We start from the raw sequence: 23,091 nt of genomic DNA on the forward strand, positions 1-23,091 counted from the left end.
TTTTACTTTTACTTATAATAATTAAAAATTCGTCCAGATGCGATATCTGCAATTTCTTCTGGAATAAATGTTTTACTTATATCAGTGCCAACATTTAATACAGCTGTAGCATCTTTCTCAATGCTACCAAATAACTCTTTCCCACGTATCGTAATAAGGGGCGTTCCTTCTGGCAACACATCTTTTACAAATTCCATTTGTGTAAAGAACGGAACGATCCATCTACCTTCTCCTTGGAAATGACGCAAACGAAGTATTCCTTCTGTTGCCCCGTCCTCTGCTTCTAGTGAACCAGCAACATAAAACTCAGTAGATAAGAGCAATTCATAAAATTCCTTTTGCTTCTGTTTATCATCCCCTGCTACAACAAGTACCTCTTCTAATTTCTTTACTGAAATTTGCTCCATATGATGCCACCCCTATTTTCAAAATGATTGTACTTAGATTATACGAAATATTCTTATTTTTTTCTACATAATTCGCAATTATTTTCTTAAAATAATTTTAACACTTCTTTTGTCGTCACAATCGTAGCAAACTCTTCATGTAAATTTACAAGTGTCATATTGTGAATATCTTCTGCACTATACTCTTTACCATCTAAACCTATACGGTTAAAAGTAGCCGTTGCATCACTCACTAAATATGTTGTAAATCCTAAATTCCCTGCCATTCGTGTCGTAGTTTCCACGCAATGATTTGTCGTTAATCCTACAACCACTACTGCATTACATTTGTTCTTTCTTAATTGCTCTTCTAAATTTGTCCCAATGAACGCGCTGTTAACGAATTTCTGAATAACCACTTCACCAAGTAGTGGTTGCACTTCTTCTTTAAAGTTTACCGTTTCCGCTCTCTCATAAAACATTGACTGAGCATTTTCTTTATTTACATGTTGAATATGAAAAACTGGTCGTTCCCTTTTTCTCCATTCTTCTAACAAAATTCTCATGTTTTCTTCAGCAAAAATATTATTTCTCTCGCCCCAATCTGGTAATTGAAATGCCTTTTGTACATCGATTATGATAAGTGCTATTTGATTTGTCATCATTTCCCCCTTAATTTGGCTGTAATTGAAATAGAAAACCAAGTTGTTGTGACGCAGTAATAAAGCAAACATAGGCGCAAAGCTCTACAATTTCTTTTTCTGTCCAATATTGTTTTAATACGTGAAACATAGTATCATCTATTGCTTTTCGGTTATGAACAAATGTATGCGCAAAAGTAACGGCTACACCAATCTCCTCTGCCTTTTGCACATCATCAGGTCTTCCCTTTGCCATACAGTACGGACATTCATTCCCATACGCTAATGTTCTTCTCACTTGCTCCTTCAACTCTGCTGAAAGAGTTCCTTTATTGTACAGTGTATCTTCTAACTTACTCCACGAGTGTAATATATCCGAATTATGCCCTAATAACTTTTGAAACTTTGTATCTCCTACATTTGATAATGAAATTCTCTCCATCATTTTCCCTCCTATTTCCTTCTGTTTTATTGTAAAATAAATAACGTTCACTTTACATTTCATATGAATCTTAATTTATATTTTTCCTTTACAAAAATCATTATTTTACTGGAGGTATATTTACAAATGCAACTAGACCGTGTTGATCGAAAAATTTTAAATGAATTATATAATGATAGTCGCCTTTCTATGCGTGAATTGGCGAAACGAGTAAACTTATCTGCTCCGTCTACTGCAGAACGTGTTCGTAAACTTGAAAGTGAAGGCGTTATTCAAAAATATACAATCGATATCGACTATAAAAAAGCAGGACTAGTTTTAGATTGTATTTTAGAAATCACTTTAAAAAATGGTGATACAACACGTATGCAACAGTTTATTCAGTCTTATCCATCTGCAAGTTTTTGTTACCGAGTGACAGGAAGCTTATGCTACATTGTAAAAATTTCTGTTCCTTCACTCGTTGAACTTGAAGAATTTATCAATGATGTTTCTTCATATGCAACGACAGTTTCTCATATCGTATTATCAGAAGTATCTCTTACTCCTGATATAGAACATATCTTCCCAGAAGATTAATTTATTTTCATTCATAAATTATAAAAAAACCCCTTACAATAAGAATAAAAATAATATATTATGTATTAAAATACATAAAATTCAAGAAAGGGGCTTTACATTGAAAATCTGGTTTTATGAAAAAACGGCACAATTAGATGACTTGCTTGGTATTTGGGACAATGTTCCGACCATCCCGCGAATTGGTGAAAAAGTGGAGATTTTAAAGACAGTCCGCACTGTTACAGATATTAAATATGTAAAGAATGGTAATAATTTTCGTGTAGAAATTATTACAAATTAAAAAGTAGCTCCTAAGAGCTACTTTTTAATTATCTATTATGTGCTTTCTTTATAACGATTTTATCTTCTTCTACAGCTACTGTTACATAATCATTTTCTTCTAACCGAAGCTTATTTACAGCCTCATCTGGTAACTCTATGGCCATCAATCTATCGGTTACGATCACTTGACTATACACTTCATTTTCTTGTGATGAATTCACTACTTTTTGCTCATTTATAAAACGTACTGGTGGCACGCCAACTTCTTTTACTGTACGCCATTGTTTCCAAACATACGGAATTAACCATAGTAATCCAACAACTGTAAGACCGATACCAATCCATAAATTACTTTGCGCCTGTAATTCAGTAATTGAGATTGTACCACTTTCTTCTCCACCGAAAAATTGCATACTTGTTGCAATCAAATTATTTAGAGCGTGCACAGCTATATTCGTCCATATATTTTTTGTCTTTATGTATAAAAGACACATAACGACACCAAACATGAACGCACCAATAACATCAAAATGTCCTAGGCCAAAAATAATTGAAGATATAATTACAGCTTTTTTAATTCCCCATTTATGAGCCATCCGCTGTAAGAAAAATCCCCTAAAAATAACCTCTTCCATAATAGGTGCTAACACACATGCTGAAATGAAAGTAAATATCGTCATATATACGTTACTCGTATTAATAACATTTCCGTCTTCTAGCATAGTAACTAAGAAATTCGGTAACGTATGTGCTAATATGTAAAATTGAATCTGAGATATGCCAACTGAAAAAATCATCCCCATTATCGTTGCTAATACAATTAATCCCCAAGATAAACGCCCTGGCTTATCAAAAAAACTGTTAAATACAACATTATTTTTATTTGTTTTTACGTATAGCCAAAGTAACGGAAATACAAAAAATACAGTTATTTGTGAAATAACCTCCATCGTATTCTCAGAAACATTTGCTAGACCTAATGGTATCATTATAAGGAACACCCCTATAATCATCCATCCAAAAAAGCTACGTAGCCTTATACGTGAAAATGCATAGTGCATATAGAACACCCCCAAAGATAGTAAAAATAAAATAAAACTTTAATCAGTACTTTATAGGCAATCCTTTCCCTATAAATAGCAGGATAACTAAATTATAATATGAATATAGTTGAAATCCTTCCTATTTTTCTCAAATCATTTCAAACAGCATAGCTCTTAAAATACCATATCGCTGTTCTTCAAGTTGCAATCCAAGTGAAATTTATGTAATAAAAATCCCCGTTTTTACAAGCGGGGATTTCTTTTATTATAATACGTCACGTTTTTGGAATAATGCACTTGATGCTACAAGTAACACAACAAAGTATGCAGCTACAAGTAATAATGAAGTTGTAAACGTAAATTCTGTAAATGTTGGTTCCATTCCACCATTGATTAATTTATTACTATCGTAAGCTCTTAAATCCAAATGGTTGAATACTACAAACTTCGCTACACCTTTTGCAAACATTATTAATACCATGTTAATTGCACCTTGTAAGAAGAATAGGAACATCGTAATAATTAATGGTAATACAGATTTTCTAAATACGTTTGCTAAGAAAAATGCAAGTGTTGCAAAGAAAAATGGTGATAGCAGCTGATATAATATTGTTTTTAAAACAATTCCTAACGTTAATTCAGTTTTACTACCGTCCATTACAATTAATCCAATAATCATAGCAATTAACGTACTAGCAAATACAATAAATAACATCGTTAATAACACTGTAATATATTTAGAAAATAAAACTGTCATTCGTTTTCTTGGACGAATTAATAATTGTTTAATCGTTCCTTTTTGGAATTCATCTGTAATTGTACGCGAAGCTGTTGTAATTCCAAAAATCGTTGCGAATATCATAATTAAGCCGATATCTGAACTTACAAAATCTAAGTAAGATCCATTTAAACTACCAGCTTCACCCCATTTCGCCAGTACTACTGCTCCTAAAATCTCCAATAAAGCAATGACACCAATTAAAATATACATACCTTTTTTCGCATGCAACTTTAAAAATTCATTTTGAATTAATTTAAACATTACGCTTTCACTCCCCCAGTAATCGCTAAGAACTCATCCTCTAACGTTTTATTTTGAACAGTAACCCCGTATACAAGCACATCAGCATGAACAAGTTTTTTTACAAGTTGCGGAATGTTGTCTTTTGTTACAGATGCTACAATTACATTCCCTTTTGCTTTACCTTTAATGATTTCATTCGCTTTCTGAACTTCATCTACTTCAAACGCTACAACGACTGCCTCATCATGTTTCACTTTTTCATGTAAGTTGTACTCTTGTACAAACTCACCTTGTTTAATAATAACGACGCGATCACACATTAATTCAATTTCACTCAATAAGTGACTTGATACGATTACAGCAATATTCTCTTCTTTCGCTAAACGTTGTAAATAATCACGAATTTGGCGAATACCAGCTGGATCTAATCCATTTGTCGGCTCATCTAAAATTAAGATTTTCGGCTGATGAAGTAATGCCTGTGCAATTCCTAAACGTTGTTTCATACCAAGTGAATATGTTTTCACCTTTTTATGAATCGCATGCTCTAACTCAACAAGCTTTACAATCTCAGCAATGCGCTCTTTACTAATTGGTGTAATGGCCATGTTCGCAAAATGCTTTAAGTTTTGCATTCCTGTCATATAATCATATAGTTCAGGATTTTCTACAATCGCTCCAATTTGCTCTAGTGCCTTTTCACGCTCCGAGCGAATACTATGTCCACAAATTGTAATATCGCCCTCTGTCATTGAAATAAGACCTGTCATCATACGGATCGTCGTCGTCTTACCGCTACCGTTCGGTCCAAGGAATCCGTATACTTCTCCTTCACGAACCTCAAATGATAAACCACGAATAATTTCCGTTCCACCAATCTTTTTTCGAACATTCTCTAACTTTACTACTACGTTTCCCAATGCTGATTCCTCCTTTAGACTTCTAGTTTTTTATCGATAATATAAGCAATTACATATATTATTAGAGCACTAACCATTACCATGAAACTTATATTAAAAATGTTAAATCCATTTTCTTGAAACATATTAATAAACAGACTCTTGCTTTCACTATGATATTCTACTCTTCGCAATACTTGGAAAGCTGGAGCTAATTTTCCTAGCAAGGTTGTCGCTAAAGTAATCGCGATATTTATTACTAGAAAAATAATAACGATTAGTATATTTTGCGCCTTTTTCTTTTTCGTAAGTAACTTTACTAGAGTAATTACCAATATGATTTGTAAAACACTAAACAAAAACTCAAATAAATCGCTTATCGTATATATTAAATTATTAATTATGCCTACTTGCATAATCTCTTTTGCTTCTACATATACAGAAGTCGTAGGAAAAGCTAATACATAACTTACGTAGAAAAGAATTCCACATATCCCATACCATATAGCCATTGCGATAAATGAGAAAATAAGCATAGAAATTACATATTGTTTCCCAGATATTGCTGTAAGTCGTAACATTGGATTAGTTAGTAAGCGTGAATATGATTTCATTGTTTGTATAAACATATAAACAATATAAAAGAAAAATATAATCATAATGATTCCAAATATACCCTCTTGTCTACTGATAGCCGCATCACTTTTTCTTACAATCATTTGTGAAAATAACACAGCTTCAATTAGCACAAAGAATAAAAAAGTAACAATATATCTTTTCTTATTTACATTCCATAAATAGGAAAGTACTGACTTCACTTACTAAACACCTCCTTAAACAATTCATGAACTGCTTTTCCTCTCTGAAAACGAATTTCTTCTACATTTTCATATAGAACCATTTCTCCATCTTTTAAAAAGATCACTTCATCAAAAATATTTTCAATTTCATTTATTAAGTGAGTGGAAATTAATATCGTACAATCTTCCCTATAGAACTGTAGAATTAGATCCAATACATGTTCTCTAGAAAGAGGATCAATCCCGCCCAATGGCTCATCCAGTACATATAGCTTCGCTTTTCGAGAAAACGTTAAAATAATCTGCAACTTCTCAACCATACCTTTTGACAATGCTGTAATTTTTTCTTCTAACGGTATTTTAAATTCTGCAATCGTATCTACCGCTTTTTGAATATCGAAGTCTTTATAAAAATCTCGATAGAAAAATAAAGCGTTTTTTACAGTCATCCAATCATCAAAGATTGGCTTATCGGACATAAATGAAACAATTTCTTTCGTCTGTAACCCTACCTTTTTACCGTCTATTGTAATACTACCTTCAGAAGGGTGTTGCAAGCCTGCAATCATTTTCAATAACGTCGTTTTCCCGCTCCCGTTATCTCCAACAAGCCCAACGATTTTCCCTTCCGTAATCTCTATGTTTAATTCACGGATCACTGCTTTTAATCCGTATCTCTTCCATAAGTTTTCTATTTTCAATAGCTCTGTCATTGGCTCTCCTCCCTCTTATCATGTAATGAAGAACGAAGAATTGTAAGAATTTCTTCTTCTGAAAAACCTAAATTGTCCATTCCATCTATAAAAGAATGAAGTAATTCTTTCGCCATCTCTTTTCGCAGCTCCATAATTTTCTCCCCTTCATTCGTTACATACCGTCCCATTCCTCTACGTGTGACAACAACTCCATCCCGTTCTAGCTCTTGAAATGTACGCTGAATCGTATTTGGATTCACTTGTAATTCACTCGCTAATTCACGGACAGAGGGAATTTTATCACCAGGCAATAAATGTCCTGTTACGATCTCTTTTTTTATGTATTCCATTACCTGAATGTAAATTGGTGTATTTGGAGAAAACTCTATTTTCATTTCTTCCCTCCTTTTGTATCGGTGTACTAGTTAAATAATACACCGATACAAAAGGTTTGTAAATACCCATTTAATTACAAAAAAGTTCTATCCGTTAAACGAATAGAACTTCCCAAATATAAATCGCTATACAAAAATAATAGTGTTATGTAAACAAAATTATAAAGAAAAACTGTCTTATCAATGAATAAGACAGTTTTTCTTTATAATCCTATATTAAAAGTTAAACACGAAGTCATCGTCAGCTAACTTTTCAACGTTCGTTGCTTTTACGTAACCATTTCCTTTTACAGAGAAGAAATCATGGTTTTTCGTATCTGTACGTAAACCATTTAAAACGATTGGGTTAATTTCTTCTTCTTCAAACTTCGGCTCAAGTCCTAAGTTCATAAGCCCTTTATTCGCATTGTAACGAACGAAACGATTTACATCTTCTACAAGACCGATAGAAGTGTAAATTTCTTCTGTATAGGCCATTTCAATTTCATATAGTTCCATTAATAAATCTTGTGTTTCTTTTTGCACTTCTTGTTGCTCTTCTGCAGAAAGTTCTGCGAAGATTTGTTGTGCTAAAATACCGACGAATACGCCGTGAATTGACTCATCACGAATTATCAAGTTGATAATCTCACCACTTGCTGTTAGTTTTCCTTGACCAGCTAAGTAAAGTGGATAGAAGAATCCGCTATAGAATAAGTAACTTTCTAAGAACACACTTGCTACCATTGCCATGTATAACTCTTTTTTTGTTACTTCAGGCTTTAATAAACGACGATAGTAACTAGTAATAATACCAGCTTTTTTCTCAAGTAACGGATGATTGTCTACCCAGTCAAAAATATCATCAATCTCTTCTTCTGTAGCTAATGTTGTGAAAATGTGACTATAACTTTTCGCATGTACTTCTTCCATAGCTCCCATGAAAGCTAATACACTTTTCGCTTGTAAATTTTCAAGATGAACCAGTACAAGTGGCATTCCTTCGCCACCTTGTTTCGTATCTAAAAGTGTTAAACCACCTAATACACGCTTATAAGCAATTTGCTCTTCTTTCGATAATTGCACCCAAGTATTTTTGTCAGACGAAACCGCAATTTCTTCTTCTGTCCAAAACTGAGCGATGTTTTGCTTCCAAAACATTAAACTAAAATCATCTTCTTTTTTGTTCCAGTTTACCGCACGCATTAAATCGCCCCTTCTCTAAATATGATAACTAAGCATGAGCAGGGTTCAGAAAACCCTGCTCATCATGTCTCACTTTTTATATTAAACGGTACAAGCCACACACTCTTCCACGCTTAATTTACGTGTTCTCGTATAATACAGACTCTTTAAGCCTTTTTTATGTGCATAGATGTAGTAACGTGCTAATTCACGTGTTGAAATATCACTATTAACGTAAAGAATTGTACTAATTCCTTGGTCAATATGTTCTTGAATTTCTGCGATTAAATCAATTAATTTAAACTGATTCATATCGTAAGAAGATTTATAGTACCAGAACGTATCTTTTGATAAATACGGCATTGGATAATATGTTGTCGCATTCGCATATGTTCTTGATTCGATTTGACTTACGATCGGCATTACGCTTGAAGTTGCATTTTGAACGTAACTGATTGATTGTGTTGGAGCAATGGCAAGACGATATGAGTTGTATAAACCATTCTTCTGTACTTGCTCTTTTAAACTTGTCCAATCTTCTTTTGTTGGAATATGAATTCCTTCAAATAGTTGCTGAACTTTTTCAGTTACTGGGCTGTAATCTGTCGTTTCATACTTTTCGAAGTATGTGCCATTCGCATAATCAGATTTATCGAAGTCCTTAAATGTCTCGCCTTTTTCTGTAGCGATTTCCATACTTTTCTCAATAGAGTAGTAATTTAACATCATAAAGAATGTACGAGCGAATTCTTTCGCTTCTGCACTTTCATAAGCGATTTTATTTTTTGCTAAATATCCGTGTAAGTTCATTGCTCCAAGTCCAACTGAATGAAGCTCGTCATTTGCTTTTTTCACAGTTGGTGCATTCGGAATAATCGTCATATCAGAAACAGCTGTTAAAGCTTCCATTCCCGCATGAACTGCTTCACGAATTTCTTTATTTTCCATTACGTTTACGATATTTAACGATCCTAAGTTACAGTTAATATCACGACGGATAATGTCATCTGTACCGTAATCATTTATTTCTGAAGTTTCTTGAAGCTGGAAGATTTCTGTACATAAGTTCGACATCTTCACAGTTCCAATATCCTTCAATGGATGTTGATTATTTGCATTTGATTTAAACATTAAGTATGGGTAACCAGACTCAAGCTGAATCATAGCGATTTTAATAAGCATATCACGTGCACTAATATCTAGTGGCTTCTTCTTCACTTTCGGATTGCTCATTAATTCATCGTACATTTCATCAATGTCAATATCATCTAAATGCTTGCCATATTCTTTATAAACCGTATAAGGCGCGAAAACATGGAAAGGTTCGTTTTTCTCAGCAAGCTCAAAGAACTTACTTGGAACGATAATTCCGATTGATAGAGACTGAATACGGCTCTTCTCATCGGCATTTATTTTTTTTGTATCAAGGAATTCAATAATATCCCAATGGAAAATGTTTAAATATACTGCACCGGCACCTTTTCGTTGGCCAAGCTGATTCGCATATGAAAACGAATCTTCAAGCAATTTCATAACAGGTACTACGCCACTTGCAGCGTTGTCGATACCTTTAATTTGCTCACCGCGTGCGCGTAGCTTAGATAAGTTTAAAGCTACTCCCCCGCCGATTTTCGATAATTGCATCGCAGTATTAATGTTAAAGCCGATCGAATTTAAGCTATCGTCCATCTCTAACAAGAAACAAGACACCATTTCTCCTCTTCTGCTTCTTCCCGCATTTAAAAAGGTTGGTGTCGCTGGTTGGTAGTTTTGTTTTACAATCATGCTTGCGAATTGTCTTGCCTTCGAAACATCACCGCGTCCTAAGTATAATGAAACAATTGCTACACGATCTTCATAGCTTTCTAAGTATTGTTTTTGATCATTCGTTTTTAACGCATAATCTTTGTAGAACTTAGATGCTGCCATATAAGATTGGAACTCGAAGTTTTCACCATAAGCGATGTTATATACTTCCTCTACTTCCTCCAAGCTATACTCGTCCAGAACGTTGTAATAGTAATCATGTTCTTTCATATACTCCATTCGCTCTGCCACGCTATTAAAAGGAACGGTATTCTCTCTAGCTTCTTCCATAAAGACTTCTAATGCCTCTTTATCTTTATGAAGCTGATAAAAACCGTCCTGCATTTGCGTGATTTCATTATTCAGTTCAATGTGTCGCAATCTCCCGCACCCTTTCCTTAAAATATTCTACATCGTTATTTGTTCCAGATAACTCAAATTTTGATACAATAGGCACTTCATATTTAGTAGAAATCTTGTCAGCACTTGCACCGAACATGTCTCCCCAGTTACGATTGCCGCTTGCAGATACGCCTTTTAATTTTTCATTATTGCGCTCTAAAAAGTCTAAAACACGTTCTGGTACATTGCCAAAACCTGTTGTATACGTAATAAGAATAAAGTCTTCATCTATTACTAGATCTTCATCAATTTGAACGGCCGGCATATTTAATTTGTGAATGAAACGCTTCACGTTTCCTGTCATAGAATCATATGCAACTAACATTTCCGACCCTCCCTCTCAAATCTATATTCTCTATATGTTGTTCTTGATTTCTCTATATATTGTATTACGTTTCAAAATAAGACACAAGATATATGTATAAATTCTTTCTTTTTTTAACTTTTACTTTTCGACATGATAGCCGTTTTTTTTCAATACAATGACTATGAAACAACATTCTAAAACTCATGTCAATAAAGTGCTTTTCAAAAAAGTTGTCAACGAATTTAACCTTATTTTTAAAAAAGTTAACAATATATTTTGTCATAAAACGGTAGATGCTGAAGAAATATATTTCTCCAGCATCACGCAAAAAAGAACAGATATGAAACTATAATCTGCTCTAAAAAACGATTACATTTATCAAATTTACCTTATTAAATATATTATACATATACTTTCGTTTCTCGTTACATACTAAAAGATAACTATTATAGAAAAAGATTATTATTATGGAACTTCAATTTATTTATGAAAAGTTTATTCAGAGTGCTCAATGCGCAAAATATCTTTTACAAATATATGATGCGGATTTTCATCTTTATCAATCATTGTACATACCGGAGCCTCTTCATCAAAGTATACAATCATTCCTTCTACGTACTGATATGTATGTCGAACTTGTACAGTTACTTTAATTTCTACTGCTTCTTCATATGCTCTTTTTATTTTCTGAAGCATTTTTGCTGAACATTTTCGTTTCTCTGGATACATAACCATTCCCATAAATCGATTGCCGGCTCTATCTTTCCACATATAATCCCAATGTGGTAAAATGCCTTGTTTAAAATCGCCCATAATTCCCCTCTCCTTTATCTTTTATTTATCCCGCATTAAACGTCCGATTGGTGAAAGGCTACTAATCAGTGAGAGATGCCCTGCTGATCAAAATTCCCCTTTATGAACGTGGCGTTTCTGAATATGTATAAATCACTTGCCCGCCTCGCTGTGCGTTACCAATGAAATGCTTAAAGTCTTCTCTATTTACAACAACTTCTCTGAACGTATAAAATACATCTTTCGTAACAACATACTCCTTTATTTCACCATTTTTTAGCTGATCTAAAATTGTATTTGCTAATTCTTTATCCATGTATTTCACCTCTCTGCAATATTTTATTTTATCGTATATTCTATAGGTCAACAACTGTAAATTTATCCCGCTATTTGCAGGTAGTGCGATTGGTGTTGACTACTAATCAGTCGTGGAATGAACAAAAAATCTTACTGATTAACGTTTCACTTTATCTCGTTGTTATGCCATGATTTTATTTTCGTTATTTCGCAAACAATATCGTTTTACTATATGTCCACTAAATATCATATACTAACATAGCTACTTCTCTATATCAAACATTTCGGCATTCAATTATGCAAAGTTCCATACCACTATGCTACAATATACAAATAGAACTAGGAGGGATACTATGATTCGGAAAGCAAAAAAGACAGATGCAATGGCAATAGCTCCTTTATTGTATAATGCTCTGCATGAAATTGCTGAAAAAATCACAGGTAGCACAGATGAAGCAGAAGTATTACTAGGACTTGAGACATGGTTCTCAAAAGAAAATAACCGTCTGAGCTACGAAAACTGTTTTGTCTATGAACAAGACGAGAGTGCAGTTGGAGTTATTGTCGCTTATCACGGTAGTGAAGCAACACAGCTTGACGCACCAATTGTACATCACTTAAGAGAATTACATAAAGATGAATCAATTACGTTAGAAAAAGAAGCTGAGCTTGATGAGTATTACATTGATACACTATCAGTTTCAAGTGCACACGGCGGAAAAGGTATCGGTTCTAAATTAATTGAAGCTGCCGAAATCTATGCAACTGAAAAAGGGCATGAAAAAATCGCTTTACTTGTTAATTTAGAAAACACACGCGCCTATTCACTATACGAAAAGTTAGGTTATAAAAAAGATGAAATTGTTATGCTAGTAGGCGAACCTTATGCTCATCTCGTAAAACCATTAAACGTCAAAATTTCTGTATCTTAACATAAAAGCACACGATTTATATAAATCGTGTGCTTTTATGTTAAATTCGTATTTAATATATTTCCATCCATCGCCTCGTGAAACGTATATGTTGTACATCCCCATGGCTTTCTATGCAAAATAGGCGAACCAGACCATCCCATTGCCCTCAGCTCCGTTCCAATCATCGAATTAAAATAATTATGACCTACAAGAGCAATACTTCCATGTACGAGAGCATAACGATGTAATACGTAAGCTGCTTGCCTTGCCCTCTCTCTTACTTCCTTATAAGATTCAACATTTTTATGGTAACCAAGTATCCATAATGCTCGTCCAATACACATCCATACGTTAAGTTTACACTTCAACCATTTTGGCGCATAAAAGCTCGCCGGAACTGCCACTTCCCTAAAAAGAGAATTTTGTATAAAACATAAAGAATCCATTAATTCAGCTGCTGACTGTACAGCACACTTTTGATCACTCGTTACAATCAATTTCGCTACTTCAACCGCTTCTCTTGTTTCCAATGGTATAGGTTGTTTTTCTGTTATAGTATGTAAGTCATATCCTTTTATCCATTCATGAAAGGATGTAACCGTCATTGGTTCTATAGTACAATCTAAGCGACCATGACGAATAAAAGAAATCTTCATTCTTTTCACTCTCCATTCATCACTTATGAACTCTATTATGCACTAGTTCTAAACATCATACCACGCAAGAAAATAAAGTTATATACCTTTACATCTCCCCACCATTATCATGTGTTATCGAAGCATGGATACCATCCATCCCATCAAAATATGTACTCGTATCATATTGACGAATCTTTTTTAAATGCATATAAGAAAATAAAAATAAAATTAAAGCTATAACACTCCCCACAAATTCAAACATCATTTTACCGCCTCTAATTTCTCCCACTTCAGCAGGTTATTCTACTTTTTCATTATACCTCGATATAAAGATTCTCGCATTTTTGCTATTTTTTTCAAAAAACATGGATTTTCTACATATTTTCTTACAAAAAGTGAATATTTTTCGAATTTTTACTTTGGAAACATTTACAAAGTAGGAAATATGGTTCAAAATAGGAGGAAATAAAAAAACCCAAATTTATTCTTTTTTTGGGAAAACTGTAACAAGGAGAGTTGCTTATGCAGATCGCAGAAACTGGAGATATCATCGAATTTAAAGGTGGAATGCAAGGCCGTGTTCAAAAAGTAAATCAAAACTCTGTTATTGTTGATATAACAATTATGAAGAATTTTAGAGAACTAGATATGGAACCTCTTACAGTTGTAAGTCATAAAAACTATACTGTCATTAATCAAAATGCATAATATAATAGAAAGAAAGGGCCTGTATACTATACAGGCCCTTTCTTTCTATTAACGATTATCAATTGTTTCCGGATATAGATCGTGGTTCATCATGCGGTAATCAGCCATTTGTTCATACTTCGTCCCTGGGCGCCCGTAGTTGCAGTATGGATCAATTGAAATACCACCACGTGGTGTGAATTTCCCCCATACCTCAATATAACGTGGATCCATTAATTTAATTAAATCGTTCATAATAACGTTCATGCAATCTTCATGGAAATCACCATGATTGCGGAAACTAAATAAATACAACTTTAAAGATTTACTCTCTACCATTTTTTGCTCTGGAATATAGCTAATATAAATTGTTGCAAAATCTGGTTGTCCTGTTTTCGGGCATAAACTTGTAAATTCAGGACAATTGAATTTTACAAAATAATCACGGTTTGGATGATTATTATCAAATACCTCTAATATTTCTGGGCTATATTCAAATAAATATTTTGTATTTTGATTCCCTAGTAATGTTACATCTTTTAAATCTTCATCTAATCTTCCTGTCATTTTAAACATCCCTTCTCGTTATACGCCGCGCTTATTTCCCCATACTAACGCATGAAGCTGAGGCAATACTTTTGCATCATTCATCTCTTTACAATTTACAGCTTTATCAATCAGCCATTCATACTTATCTAATAATTTTTTTATAAGCATCGCATCATCCACTGTTTTTGTATCATCGTTTCCTACTTGTAAGAAAAATGGTACCTTTGGATAACGTTCGTGCATCTTAACTGCATATTCAAAATCATGATCATCGAATACTACTACTTTTAAACTAATATCTTTTCCTGCTAGTTTCTGAATAATAGCATCTAACCTCTGAAAATCTGTTTTCATCGTTGAACTTGGTGGTTTTGGAGAAATTGTTATCTCATCAATTTGAAGTAACCAATCTTGCCATTTACTCCCTTGCGTTTCAATTGCCGTTCGCATTCCATTTTCTTTTAATATAGAAAGAAGAAACTCAATATTTTTCAGTAATGCCGGATTTCCACCTGAAATCGTAACATGAGAAAAATTTTCTCCTCCAATTGCAACAAGCTCATCCCAAATATCTTCTGGTGTCATCTGTCTAATTTGATCTTTAGCTGATCCATCCCACGTAAAAGCAGAATCACACCAAGCACAGCTATAATCACAACCAGCTGTACGGATAAACATTGTCTTTTGCCCTACAACCATTCCTTCACCTTGAATAGTCGGACCGAATATTTCTAAGACAGGGATTTTACTCATCAAGCATCCACTCCCGTCTTACTTCCGCATAACTAGTCGGCGTCTCAAATAGACGAACAAATTCAACGCGAGCTCCTTTATATTCGTTCACTCGATTCTCTTTTGTTAGTGCTTCTGCCATCTTTTCATAAATCCAAACGACCATATTTTCAGCAGTCGTATTCATTGCAGGTAACGTTTCGTTTAAATAACGATGATCTAGATAAATTTCTATTTCATTCTTCCAAATTTCTTTTATATCTCCAAAGTCAATTGCAAGACCTATTTCATTTACATATCCACTAATTCCAAATACAACTTTATATGTGTGACCATGTAAGTTTTTACATTTCCCTTCATAACAGTGTAAATGGTGTGCTGCATCAAATGTAAATTCCTTGCTGACCATTACTCTTTTATTATGGTATTTGAGTTGTTTACGCTGAATATCCTTGTCCATTTTTTGCAAATTCTCTACGATGCGAAATCCAAAAAAGTTATCCATTAGTTGTTCGCTCCTTCGCGTTCTTGTAGGTACGTATCTAATCCTGCTTTACGAAGTTGACATGCTGGACATTCACCGCAACCATCACCAATGATTCCGTTATAACATGTTAATGTTTTTTCTCGAACAAACTCAAATGCTCCAAGTTCATCTGATAATTTCCATGTTTCAGCTTTATCAATCCACATAAGTGGCGTGTGAATGACAAACGGGTAATCCATAGATAAATTTAAAGTAACATTTAACGATTTCACAAACACGTCACGGCAGTCTGGATAACCACTGAAATCAGTTTCACATACACCCGTTACAATATGACGTGCTCCAACTTGTTTTGCTAATACAGCAGCAAATGATAAGAAGAGTAAATTTCGTCCATCTACAAATGTCGATGGCAATTCACCTTCTTCATGTGTAATCTCCATATCCGTTCTCGTTAAAGCATTTGGAGCAAGTTGATTTAATAGACTCATATCTAGTACCGTATGCTTTATTCCTAGTTCTTTTGCAATTTCCGCTGCACAATCAATTTCTAGCTTATGACGTTGATTGTAATTAAACGTTACAGCTTCTACCTCTGCAAACTGCTCTATTGCCCAAAATAAACATGTCGTACTATCTTGTCCTCCACTAAAAACAACAACTGCTTTTTCTTTTTTCATTTCACTCATTCTCCTTCTCTACTATAAATAAGAAGAAAGAACGTTCTTGAACTGTCACAATAAAAAAACAAAACAATACCTAAGGATATTGTTGTTTCCATAGTTTTTTATAGAGGGAGTTCGCGAACCTCTCCCGCGCGGTGCACGGAATTTCTTCTTTCATTGACACAGCTTATTGTAACATATTGTATACTAGCGTAAAAATTTCTGATTTTTCAGATATTTATTATTTCATTTCTTTCATTTTATAGTATGATTAATTTAATATAAGAAGAGAGGAGGCATCCCACTGAAACCCTTTATTATTTATCTCTTTTTAAATATATTATTCATCCTGATTACAATGCTCGTATATCATTTATTTTGGAATCAAAAAGGGAAACGCTCTCCTAAATTAAATTCAGCTATATTCATTGTACTCTGTTGCCTTGCTACCGTACTCTGTATTACATTTGCAGCAAAAACAAATAATGGTTTTCAATTTGATATGCGCCATATTGTATTAATTGTCGGTACATTAACGGGAGGGCCTATTGCTGGTGGTTCTATCTTAGTTGTATTAAACATATATCGCTTATTATTAGGTGGGATAGGTGTTTTCCCATCTCTTATCGGTTCTGTTCTTCTATTTATTGTTCTATTATTAACATATAAATTTTTCAATCGAACTTCTAATCGTATAAAAATAACACTTGCTATTATCTACAGTCTCACATACGGATTTAGTTGGATACCCTTCTTCCTTTCAAAGGTTACAAATAAGACTGATTATATACCGCATATTATTGTGTATGAATTATGTTCAATGCTTGGTACGATTCTAATTTTATATTTACTACACATATTACAAACTCAAGTTCGTCTCCAAAACGAACTTATAAATGCTGAAAAGTTTCATTTAATTGGTGAAATGGCAGCGTCTATCTCTCATGAAATTCGCAATCCATTAACTTCAACGAAAGGTTTTTTACAACTGTTACAATCAGATACATGCACTGAGCAGGAACGAAAATTATATATCGACATTGCCATTAATGGCATCGAACAAGCAAATCATGTTCTTACAGATTATTTAACCTTTGCTAAACCAAGCATTGAAAAAGAACAAACATTACAGTTAGAAGAAGAATTACTACATGCATTGTCGTTAATTACACCGCTTGCTAATTTAACAAATGTACGTACTCATTATATAAAGCAAAGCACTTCTTTTTTTATCGCTGGAGAAAAGCAAAAACTAAATCAATGTTTATTAAATATTTTAAAAAATTGCATTGAGGCTATGCCAAAAGGCGGTGATCTTTATTTCACATTAGTTCCTGATCATAAGCATATTCAGTTATATATAAAAGATACAGGAGTCGGTATGGATTCAGAACAAGTAAAACGTCTTGGTTCGCCCTTTTATTCAACGAAAGAAAAAGGTACTGGACTTGGAATGATGGTCGTATTCAGTGTTGTTCAAGCTATGAATGGAAAAATTGATATTATAAGTGAAAAAGGAATCGGTACAACCTTTTTATTAACTTTTCCACTCATACAAAAAACGTGATGAAATACTCATCACGTTTTTTCTGTTCCTTCAACTAATTCAGCAAAAGCTTTCACTTTTCCGTGCGGTTGTTGATTTTCTTTACGTGCTTTCCAGGCGCGCTCTTCTTCTCGCTTCTTCTTAGACATGTTTTTTCAACTCCTTCTTTTCTTTCTCCATGTAGTATTCCAAAATAAGAAAGAAAACTATGCACGTATCAAAAAAGAAGTGGTTTCCCACTTCTTCCACTTTAGCGTTGCAAAATTGCATGTTTCGCCTCTTTTAACTGCGTAAGATGTCTTTGTTCATGCAAATCAAGAAATTGAACCCATTGATACAAATTCAGATCATTAAAAACAGGATGCTTTAATCCATTTTCAAATAAATCTTTTTCATCTATAACACTATGAAGCGCGTGTAATAGTTCTTGGCGTGAATGTTCTAGTAATTGAATTCCTTGCTGTTTTTTCATTAAAGTTTCTGTTGGTTGCATTTGCTGAGGAGCTTCTCGTTTATGTGTGCGATCAAGCGTAAGTTGGAGGTCTTTAAATGGAGTCATGTTTCTTTCATTTTTTTGTAAAGCATATACAAGGGCAGACGTGACAGATTGTTCAACTAAATGCAAGTGGTGTAAAATTTGAATAATACTCCATTTATCACGGCGTGGCTTTACATTCACTTCTGTGTCATTTAACATTTCAATTTCTGATAATAGCGTGCTTCGAGTAGCCTGTAATGAGTTTACTAAACTTTCTAAACTTACATCCATATTAGATTGAAGCATACTTGTTCCCCCCTTTTGTTGGTGAAAAGAGGTGCTCCTTATTAGAAACACCCCTTCAGTATTCTGAATTTTCTTTTATTATCTCATCATTTTCCCATTATGTCGATGTTAAACATGTGAAAAAAGCGCATGTTTTTTACAATTTTGTGTCGTCAATCGCATGTAACCATGCTTCAATTTCTGTAATAACACTTTTCACACAGCCTTCAGCAAATGGTGATGTTAAATTTGCAACCTCTACTAATTCTAAGAACGATTTACTTCCACCTTGTTGGCACAGATTCACATAATCTTCCCACGCCTCTTGTCTATTATCTCTTGCACGTTTCCAAAATTGTAGCGCACAAATTTGAGCAAGCGTGTAATCAATATAATAGAACGGTGAGCTATAAATATGCCCTTGACGTTGCCAAAAACCACCGCGCTCTAAATAATCATTCTCCTCATAATCACGATGTGGTAAATATTTCTTCTCTATGTTACGCCATGCTGTCTTACGCTCTTCAGGTGATGCTTCAGGATTTTCATATACATAATGTTGATATTCATCAACAGATACACCATAAGGTAAAAACAGAAGTGCTGAACTTAAGTGAGAGAAGTAATATTTATCTGCATCTTCTTCAAAGAATAGCTTCATCCATGGCCATGTAAAGAATTCCATACTCATAGAGTGGATTTCACACGCCTCATATGTTGGCCAATTATATTCTGGAATTTCAAATTTACGACTTTCATATACTTGGAAGGCATGACCTGCTTCATGTGTTAATACATCAATGTCACCAGATGTTCCATTGAAGTTTGAGAAAATAAATGGCGCTTTATAATTCTCAATATATGTACAATATCCGCCACCAGCTTTTCCTTTTTTCGCAACTAAATCTAATAAATCATTATCTAGCATGAAATTGAAAAATTCATCTGTTTCAGCCGATAACTCTTTATACATTGTCTTTCCATGATCAACAATCCAATCCGCATCTCCTTTTGGAGTTGGGTTACCTGTAGCAAACTCAAAGTTTTCGTCGTAATAAGCTAACTTCTCTACACCGATACGTACTTGTTGTCGCTTTCTTAATTCCGTTGTAACGGGAACGATATAATCTAGCACTTGCTGACGGTAATTAGCCACCATCTCCGCATTATAATCTGTACGGTACATTCTTGCATATCCAAGTTCAACAAAGTTTTTGAAACCTAAAGATTTTGCGATTTTCGTTCTCACTTTAACAAGCTCATCATAAATACGATCTAGTTCTTCCTCATTTCCAGCTAAAAATCCGTAGTATGCTTCACTTGCTGCTTTACGTTCGCTTCTTTCTTTTCCTTGCATAAACGGAATCAGTTGCGATAACGTTCTTTCTTCTCCAGCAAAGTCAATTTTTGCAGATGCTAATAACTGTGTATATTGCGATGATAATTTATTTTCTAATTGTAAATCTTTCACGACTTCATCTGAATATGTTTTTAAATCACATTCTGCTAGAGCAAATAATTGTTTTCCATAATACGCCTCTAATTCTTCACGAAATGGAGAATTAATGAGTGCCTTATAATATTTTGTACCATATCCTTGTACAACTGGAGAGAATTCATCAAAGAAATCCTGCTCCTCCTTATAAAAAGTATCCGTCGTATCAACAGAATGGCGAATGTAACAAAGGTTTCCCATTGTACCAAAATCGTTGCGAATCTCATTAATTGAATGAATGACTTGTTTTTGTTCTTCTACAGTTTTTGCGTTATCAAACTTCTCTAAAGCAACAGTAAATTTCTCTTTTAACTCTTCAATATTTGGGCGTTTATATTCATAGTCTTTAAATGACATGAACGAGCCTCCTCTCCATTACATACCTTTATTATAATTCAATACGTATTCTTGAATTCCCTCTTAATTTTCAACAAATTTCGGCAGTGACTGCCCTGAGTTCATTACAAATAAAAAAAGCCTTGGATTTATTTATCCAAAGCTCCTTTGGAACATATTATTTTTCATACTTCCCAATTTTTTTTAATAAATCAAGTAATTCATCTTTTTCATCTTTCGTTAACATTTCAAAAGACTGATGTATAACTTTCTCATGCCCCGGAAAAATAGAAGCAATAAAGTTCTCGCCAGACTCAGTTAATTGCGCGTAAATAACACGTCTGTCATTCGGACATGGAATTCTCTTTACTAATCCCTTTTTCTCCAGCTTATCTACAACATATGTAATGCTGCCACTAGCTATTAAAATACGCTCACCAATTTGCTGAAGTGGTTGACCGCCTTTATGATATAGCAGTTCTAATACAGCAAATTCAGTTGGATTTAATCCGTTACTTTGTATAGATTTATTTGTAGTATCCATAACAGAACGATGTACACGAGATAATGCAATAAATACTTTTAAAGATTGAGAAATATCTTCTCGTTCATTATTTGATGTCATACAACTTTCAACCCTTCACTTAAATTCTCAGCAATAAAAAGAAAATGCCACTTCATACTTCATGTGAATTCCGAATGAGCATTCACTCATCCATTTCCTCTCCCCTAATATATTAAGAATCATTCTTGAATAAAAACATGACAATTTTAACATAGTTTATATATAATGATAATAAAAAAAGAAGGAGTACCACATTTGAAAGTCAAATTCCAAAGCATAATTGTATATATATTGCTTGTTATCCTACCGACAATAGGGATTGGTGCTACATTTTATTCGTATCATACATATAAAATGAAACAGGAAAACAAATTATCTGCTCATACAGTTCTCTTTTTATATAGAGATTATTTGGATCATCATCTTGGTGAAGCAATTTCTGCTTTAGACATGCTTGCAAAAGTTGTAGGCACCGAGACTGGTAATATAAATGGCATTAAACAAATTGTACATGATACAGATGGAAACGATGCACGCTTTTCTGGTCTATATTACGCTACACCAGAAGGAGTCATTACAATCGCATCTGAAGATGAATCAAAGCCTATAGATGTTTCAGACCGTAAATATATTCAAGACGCGCTCCAAACTAAAAAAACCACTGTATCATCAGTCATTACTGATCGCGTTCTTGGACATAAAGCTATTATAATTGCTGCCCCCATATTTAATAAACAGAAGGAGCTCTCAGGATTATTATTAGCTAGTTTACGCTTTGATTACATTTCATCTTCTTTAAATGCCATTAAACCACAATACCATTTTGAGGTAACTGATAAACATGATGTAGTTTTTCTAACCGATGATAATAACGACACAAGTGATACGCATTCTAATATGCTTACTACCCCACTCCAAAGATTAAATTGGAAGGTCTCTGTTTCTCCATTACCTATTCATCAAAAAACCTTATACCAGTGGGTTACAATAGAGTGTATAGCTACTTTATTTTTAATGTCTATTTTATTTTTACTTGCTCAATATATTTTGTTAAAACGGCAAACAAAACTTGAAAGACAACAAAATGAACTACAGAAAATTGAATTAGTTGGAACTTTTGCAGCGAGTACAGCACACGAAATCCGTAATCCTCTTACTGGAATTAAAGGGCTCGTCGCTCTATTAAAAGAGAAATATAAAGATGAGCAAGATCAGTTCTACTTTTCCGTAATTGAACAAGAAATAGAGCGAATCAATGAAATTGCAAGTGAATTTCTTATTCTCGGAAAGCCAACCGCCATCATCGAACAAACGTATGATGTAAGAACAATTCTAAATGAGGTAGCATTAATTATTCAATCTGAGGCGAATTTACATAACATTGTATTCCATTTACATTTGCCAGACCATCCTGTTCATATCCGTTGTTCGAAAGACCATATGAAACAAGTGGTTTTAAACATTACAAAAAATGCAATTGAGGCCATGACTTCTAGTGATACACTAACCATTGTAGTAAAAAACAATGAAACACACGCACAATTGCAGATTATAGATACTGGAAAAGGGATTCCGCAACATATTCAAAAACACCTCTTTCATCCGTTCTTTACTAATAAAGATACTGGAACAGGTCTTGGACTTGTCATATGTAAACGAATTGTAGAGATGTATAATGGGCATATTTTTATTGACAGTACAGAAAACGAAGGAACAACAGTTCATATCGAAATTCCGTTACACATAGTATAATTATCCTTATCCTATAAGGGTAATTA

At 33.8% G+C, this 23,091-nt stretch carries 30 protein-coding genes and 1 riboswitch; of the genes, 6 read left to right on the forward strand and 24 right to left on the reverse strand.

Annotated elements, in window-relative coordinates; genetic code table 11:
- Window positions 1-8 precede the first annotated feature (8 nt).
- The 3 genes from MR168_RS03850 to MR168_RS03860 form a co-directional block, all read right to left on the reverse strand.
- Complete coding sequence (locus MR168_RS03850; protein WP_000435265.1) at window positions 9-407, reverse strand: SseB family protein; 399 nt, start codon at window positions 405-407, stop codon at window positions 9-11.
- An 86-nt stretch (window positions 408-493) separates the two neighbouring features.
- Entirely contained in the window at window positions 494-1,048 is a 555-nt protein-coding gene (locus tag MR168_RS03855) for a cysteine hydrolase family protein (RefSeq protein WP_000184429.1), read from the reverse strand.
- Between the two features lie 10 nt (window positions 1,049-1,058).
- Window positions 1,059-1,472 (reverse strand): carboxymuconolactone decarboxylase family protein, encoded by a 414-nt coding sequence (locus MR168_RS03860; protein WP_012593181.1) that lies wholly within the window; start codon window positions 1,470-1,472, stop codon window positions 1,059-1,061.
- A 123-nt stretch (window positions 1,473-1,595) separates the two neighbouring features.
- Between MR168_RS03860 and MR168_RS03865 the strand changes: the two genes are divergently transcribed.
- Together MR168_RS03865 and MR168_RS03870 are read left to right on the forward strand one after the other, a co-directional pair.
- Window positions 1,596-2,048 (forward strand): Lrp/AsnC family transcriptional regulator, encoded by a 453-nt coding sequence (locus MR168_RS03865; protein ID WP_001175498.1) that lies wholly within the window; start codon window positions 1,596-1,598, stop codon window positions 2,046-2,048.
- 100 nt (window positions 2,049-2,148) lie between these two features.
- Window positions 2,149-2,331 (forward strand): DUF3913 family protein, encoded by a 183-nt coding sequence (locus tag MR168_RS03870; RefSeq protein WP_000707107.1) that lies wholly within the window; start codon window positions 2,149-2,151, stop codon window positions 2,329-2,331.
- A 28-nt stretch (window positions 2,332-2,359) separates the two neighbouring features.
- Here the strand turns inward: MR168_RS03870 and MR168_RS03875 are convergent, their stop codons facing one another.
- The 11 genes from MR168_RS03875 to MR168_RS03925 form a co-directional block, all read right to left on the reverse strand.
- Complete coding sequence (locus MR168_RS03875; protein WP_000558812.1) at window positions 2,360-3,373, reverse strand: CPBP family intramembrane glutamic endopeptidase; 1,014 nt, start codon at window positions 3,371-3,373, stop codon at window positions 2,360-2,362.
- A gap of 247 nt (window positions 3,374-3,620) precedes the next feature.
- On the reverse strand, window positions 3,621-4,397 hold the full coding sequence (locus MR168_RS03880) for an ABC transporter permease (protein WP_000475435.1): 777 nt from the start codon (window positions 4,395-4,397) through the stop codon (window positions 3,621-3,623).
- Window positions 4,397-5,299 carry an ABC transporter ATP-binding protein gene (locus MR168_RS03885; RefSeq protein ID WP_000528788.1) on the reverse strand — a complete coding sequence of 301 codons (903 nt, stop codon included), beginning with the start codon at window positions 5,297-5,299 and terminating at the stop codon, window positions 4,397-4,399. The genes MR168_RS03880 and MR168_RS03885 overlap by 1 nt, the downstream gene beginning before the upstream one ends.
- Before the next feature lie 14 nt (window positions 5,300-5,313).
- Complete coding sequence (locus tag MR168_RS03890; protein ID WP_000843921.1) at window positions 5,314-6,096, reverse strand: hypothetical protein; 783 nt, start codon at window positions 6,094-6,096, stop codon at window positions 5,314-5,316.
- The gene (locus tag MR168_RS03895; protein ID WP_000137745.1) at window positions 6,093-6,791 is read right to left on the reverse strand and encodes an ABC transporter ATP-binding protein; all 699 of its coding nucleotides are present in this window, start codon (window positions 6,789-6,791) and stop codon (window positions 6,093-6,095) included. Before MR168_RS03895 ends, MR168_RS03890 begins: the two co-directional genes overlap by 4 nt.
- Window positions 6,788-7,168: a GntR family transcriptional regulator gene (locus MR168_RS03900; protein WP_000687512.1), complete on the reverse strand. Its 381-nt coding sequence runs from the start codon at window positions 7,166-7,168 to the stop codon at window positions 6,788-6,790. Before MR168_RS03900 ends, MR168_RS03895 begins: the two co-directional genes overlap by 4 nt.
- A 216-nt stretch (window positions 7,169-7,384) precedes the next feature.
- On the reverse strand, window positions 7,385-8,353 hold the full coding sequence (gene nrdF / locus MR168_RS03905; RefSeq protein WP_001203028.1) for a class 1b ribonucleoside-diphosphate reductase subunit beta: 969 nt from the start codon (window positions 8,351-8,353) through the stop codon (window positions 7,385-7,387).
- An 81-nt stretch (window positions 8,354-8,434) separates the two neighbouring features.
- The gene (gene nrdE / locus MR168_RS03910; RefSeq protein ID WP_001215839.1) at window positions 8,435-10,519 is read right to left on the reverse strand and encodes a class 1b ribonucleoside-diphosphate reductase subunit alpha; all 2,085 of its coding nucleotides are present in this window, start codon (window positions 10,517-10,519) and stop codon (window positions 8,435-8,437) included.
- The gene (gene nrdI / locus MR168_RS03915; RefSeq protein ID WP_000959447.1) at window positions 10,506-10,865 is read right to left on the reverse strand and encodes a class Ib ribonucleoside-diphosphate reductase assembly flavoprotein NrdI; all 360 of its coding nucleotides are present in this window, start codon (window positions 10,863-10,865) and stop codon (window positions 10,506-10,508) included. The genes nrdE and nrdI overlap by 14 nt, the downstream gene beginning before the upstream one ends.
- Window positions 10,866-11,342: 477 nt before the next feature.
- Window positions 11,343-11,660 (reverse strand): hypothetical protein, encoded by a 318-nt coding sequence (locus MR168_RS03920; protein WP_000502205.1) that lies wholly within the window; start codon window positions 11,658-11,660, stop codon window positions 11,343-11,345.
- 100 nt (window positions 11,661-11,760) lie between these two features.
- Entirely contained in the window at window positions 11,761-11,955 is a 195-nt protein-coding gene (locus MR168_RS03925) for a hypothetical protein (RefSeq protein WP_000356684.1), read from the reverse strand.
- 334 nt (window positions 11,956-12,289) lie between these two features.
- Between MR168_RS03925 and MR168_RS03930 the strand changes: the two genes are divergently transcribed.
- Window positions 12,290-12,868 (forward strand): GNAT family N-acetyltransferase, encoded by a 579-nt coding sequence (locus MR168_RS03930; protein ID WP_000619542.1) that lies wholly within the window; start codon window positions 12,290-12,292, stop codon window positions 12,866-12,868.
- A gap of 35 nt (window positions 12,869-12,903) precedes the next feature.
- On the opposite strand, the gene MR168_RS03935 is transcribed toward MR168_RS03930, so the two are convergent.
- Together MR168_RS03935 and MR168_RS03940 are read right to left on the reverse strand one after the other, a co-directional pair.
- Window positions 12,904-13,506, reverse strand: coding sequence for a hypothetical protein (locus MR168_RS03935; protein ID WP_000703102.1), 603 nt, complete (start codon window positions 13,504-13,506; stop codon window positions 12,904-12,906).
- A gap of 88 nt (window positions 13,507-13,594) precedes the next feature.
- Window positions 13,595-13,777 carry a hypothetical protein gene (locus MR168_RS03940; RefSeq protein WP_002023607.1) on the reverse strand — a complete coding sequence of 61 codons (183 nt, stop codon included), beginning with the start codon at window positions 13,775-13,777 and terminating at the stop codon, window positions 13,595-13,597.
- Between the two features lie 233 nt (window positions 13,778-14,010).
- Here MR168_RS03940 and MR168_RS03945 point away from each other — a divergent pair, with 233 nt between their 5' ends.
- Window positions 14,011-14,196, forward strand: coding sequence for a YkvS family protein (locus MR168_RS03945; RefSeq protein WP_001165082.1), 186 nt, complete (start codon window positions 14,011-14,013; stop codon window positions 14,194-14,196).
- 48 nt (window positions 14,197-14,244) lie between these two features.
- Here MR168_RS03945 and queF read toward each other — a convergent pair whose 3' ends face one another.
- From queF to queC, 4 genes are read right to left on the reverse strand one after another with little or no spacing between them, the layout of a single operon-like run.
- Window positions 14,245-14,742, reverse strand: coding sequence for a preQ(1) synthase (queF, locus tag MR168_RS03950; protein ID WP_001986050.1), 498 nt, complete (start codon window positions 14,740-14,742; stop codon window positions 14,245-14,247).
- A gap of 18 nt (window positions 14,743-14,760) precedes the next feature.
- Window positions 14,761-15,477 carry a 7-carboxy-7-deazaguanine synthase QueE gene (queE, locus tag MR168_RS03955; RefSeq protein ID WP_000036294.1) on the reverse strand — a complete coding sequence of 239 codons (717 nt, stop codon included), beginning with the start codon at window positions 15,475-15,477 and terminating at the stop codon, window positions 14,761-14,763.
- Window positions 15,470-15,961, reverse strand: a complete 492-nt coding sequence (queD, locus tag MR168_RS03960; protein ID WP_000368414.1) for a 6-carboxytetrahydropterin synthase QueD — start codon at window positions 15,959-15,961, stop codon at window positions 15,470-15,472. The genes queE and queD overlap by 8 nt, the downstream gene beginning before the upstream one ends.
- On the reverse strand, window positions 15,961-16,623 hold the full coding sequence (gene queC, locus MR168_RS03965; RefSeq protein ID WP_000711595.1) for a 7-cyano-7-deazaguanine synthase QueC: 663 nt from the start codon (window positions 16,621-16,623) through the stop codon (window positions 15,961-15,963). The genes queD and queC overlap by 1 nt, the downstream gene beginning before the upstream one ends.
- A 93-nt stretch (window positions 16,624-16,716) precedes the next feature.
- Window positions 16,717-16,760, reverse strand: a riboswitch (PreQ1 riboswitch).
- 206 nt (window positions 16,761-16,966) lie between these two features.
- On the opposite strand from queC, the gene kinB reads away from it, so the two are divergent.
- Window positions 16,967-18,175, forward strand: coding sequence for a sporulation sensor histidine kinase KinB (gene kinB, locus MR168_RS03970; RefSeq protein WP_000964151.1), 1,209 nt, complete (start codon window positions 16,967-16,969; stop codon window positions 18,173-18,175).
- A gap of 11 nt (window positions 18,176-18,186) precedes the next feature.
- On the opposite strand, the gene MR168_RS03975 is transcribed toward kinB, so the two are convergent.
- The 4 genes from MR168_RS03975 to MR168_RS03990 form a co-directional block, all read right to left on the reverse strand.
- A complete protein-coding gene (locus MR168_RS03975; protein WP_000038355.1) occupies window positions 18,187-18,303 on the reverse strand; it encodes a DUF6254 family protein in 117 nt (38 codons plus the stop codon).
- A 101-nt stretch (window positions 18,304-18,404) separates the two neighbouring features.
- On the reverse strand, window positions 18,405-18,938 hold the full coding sequence (locus MR168_RS03980) for a DinB family protein (protein WP_000941961.1): 534 nt from the start codon (window positions 18,936-18,938) through the stop codon (window positions 18,405-18,407).
- A 136-nt stretch (window positions 18,939-19,074) separates the two neighbouring features.
- Window positions 19,075-20,769 (reverse strand): M3 family oligoendopeptidase, encoded by a 1,695-nt coding sequence (locus MR168_RS03985; RefSeq protein WP_086411848.1) that lies wholly within the window; start codon window positions 20,767-20,769, stop codon window positions 19,075-19,077.
- Between the two features lie 157 nt (window positions 20,770-20,926).
- Window positions 20,927-21,373 (reverse strand): MarR family winged helix-turn-helix transcriptional regulator, encoded by a 447-nt coding sequence (locus MR168_RS03990; protein WP_000203336.1) that lies wholly within the window; start codon window positions 21,371-21,373, stop codon window positions 20,927-20,929.
- Between the two features lie 195 nt (window positions 21,374-21,568).
- Here MR168_RS03990 and MR168_RS03995 point away from each other — a divergent pair, with 195 nt between their 5' ends.
- Entirely contained in the window at window positions 21,569-23,065 is a 1,497-nt protein-coding gene (locus MR168_RS03995; protein ID WP_086411849.1) for a DUF3149 domain-containing protein, read from the forward strand.
- The last annotated feature ends 26 nt before the right edge of the window (window positions 23,066-23,091 follow it).

The organism is Bacillus cereus group sp. BfR-BA-01356 (assembly GCF_022663635.1).
In the GTDB taxonomy this organism is placed as follows: domain Bacteria; phylum Bacillota; class Bacilli; order Bacillales; family Bacillaceae_G; genus Bacillus_A; species Bacillus_A cereus.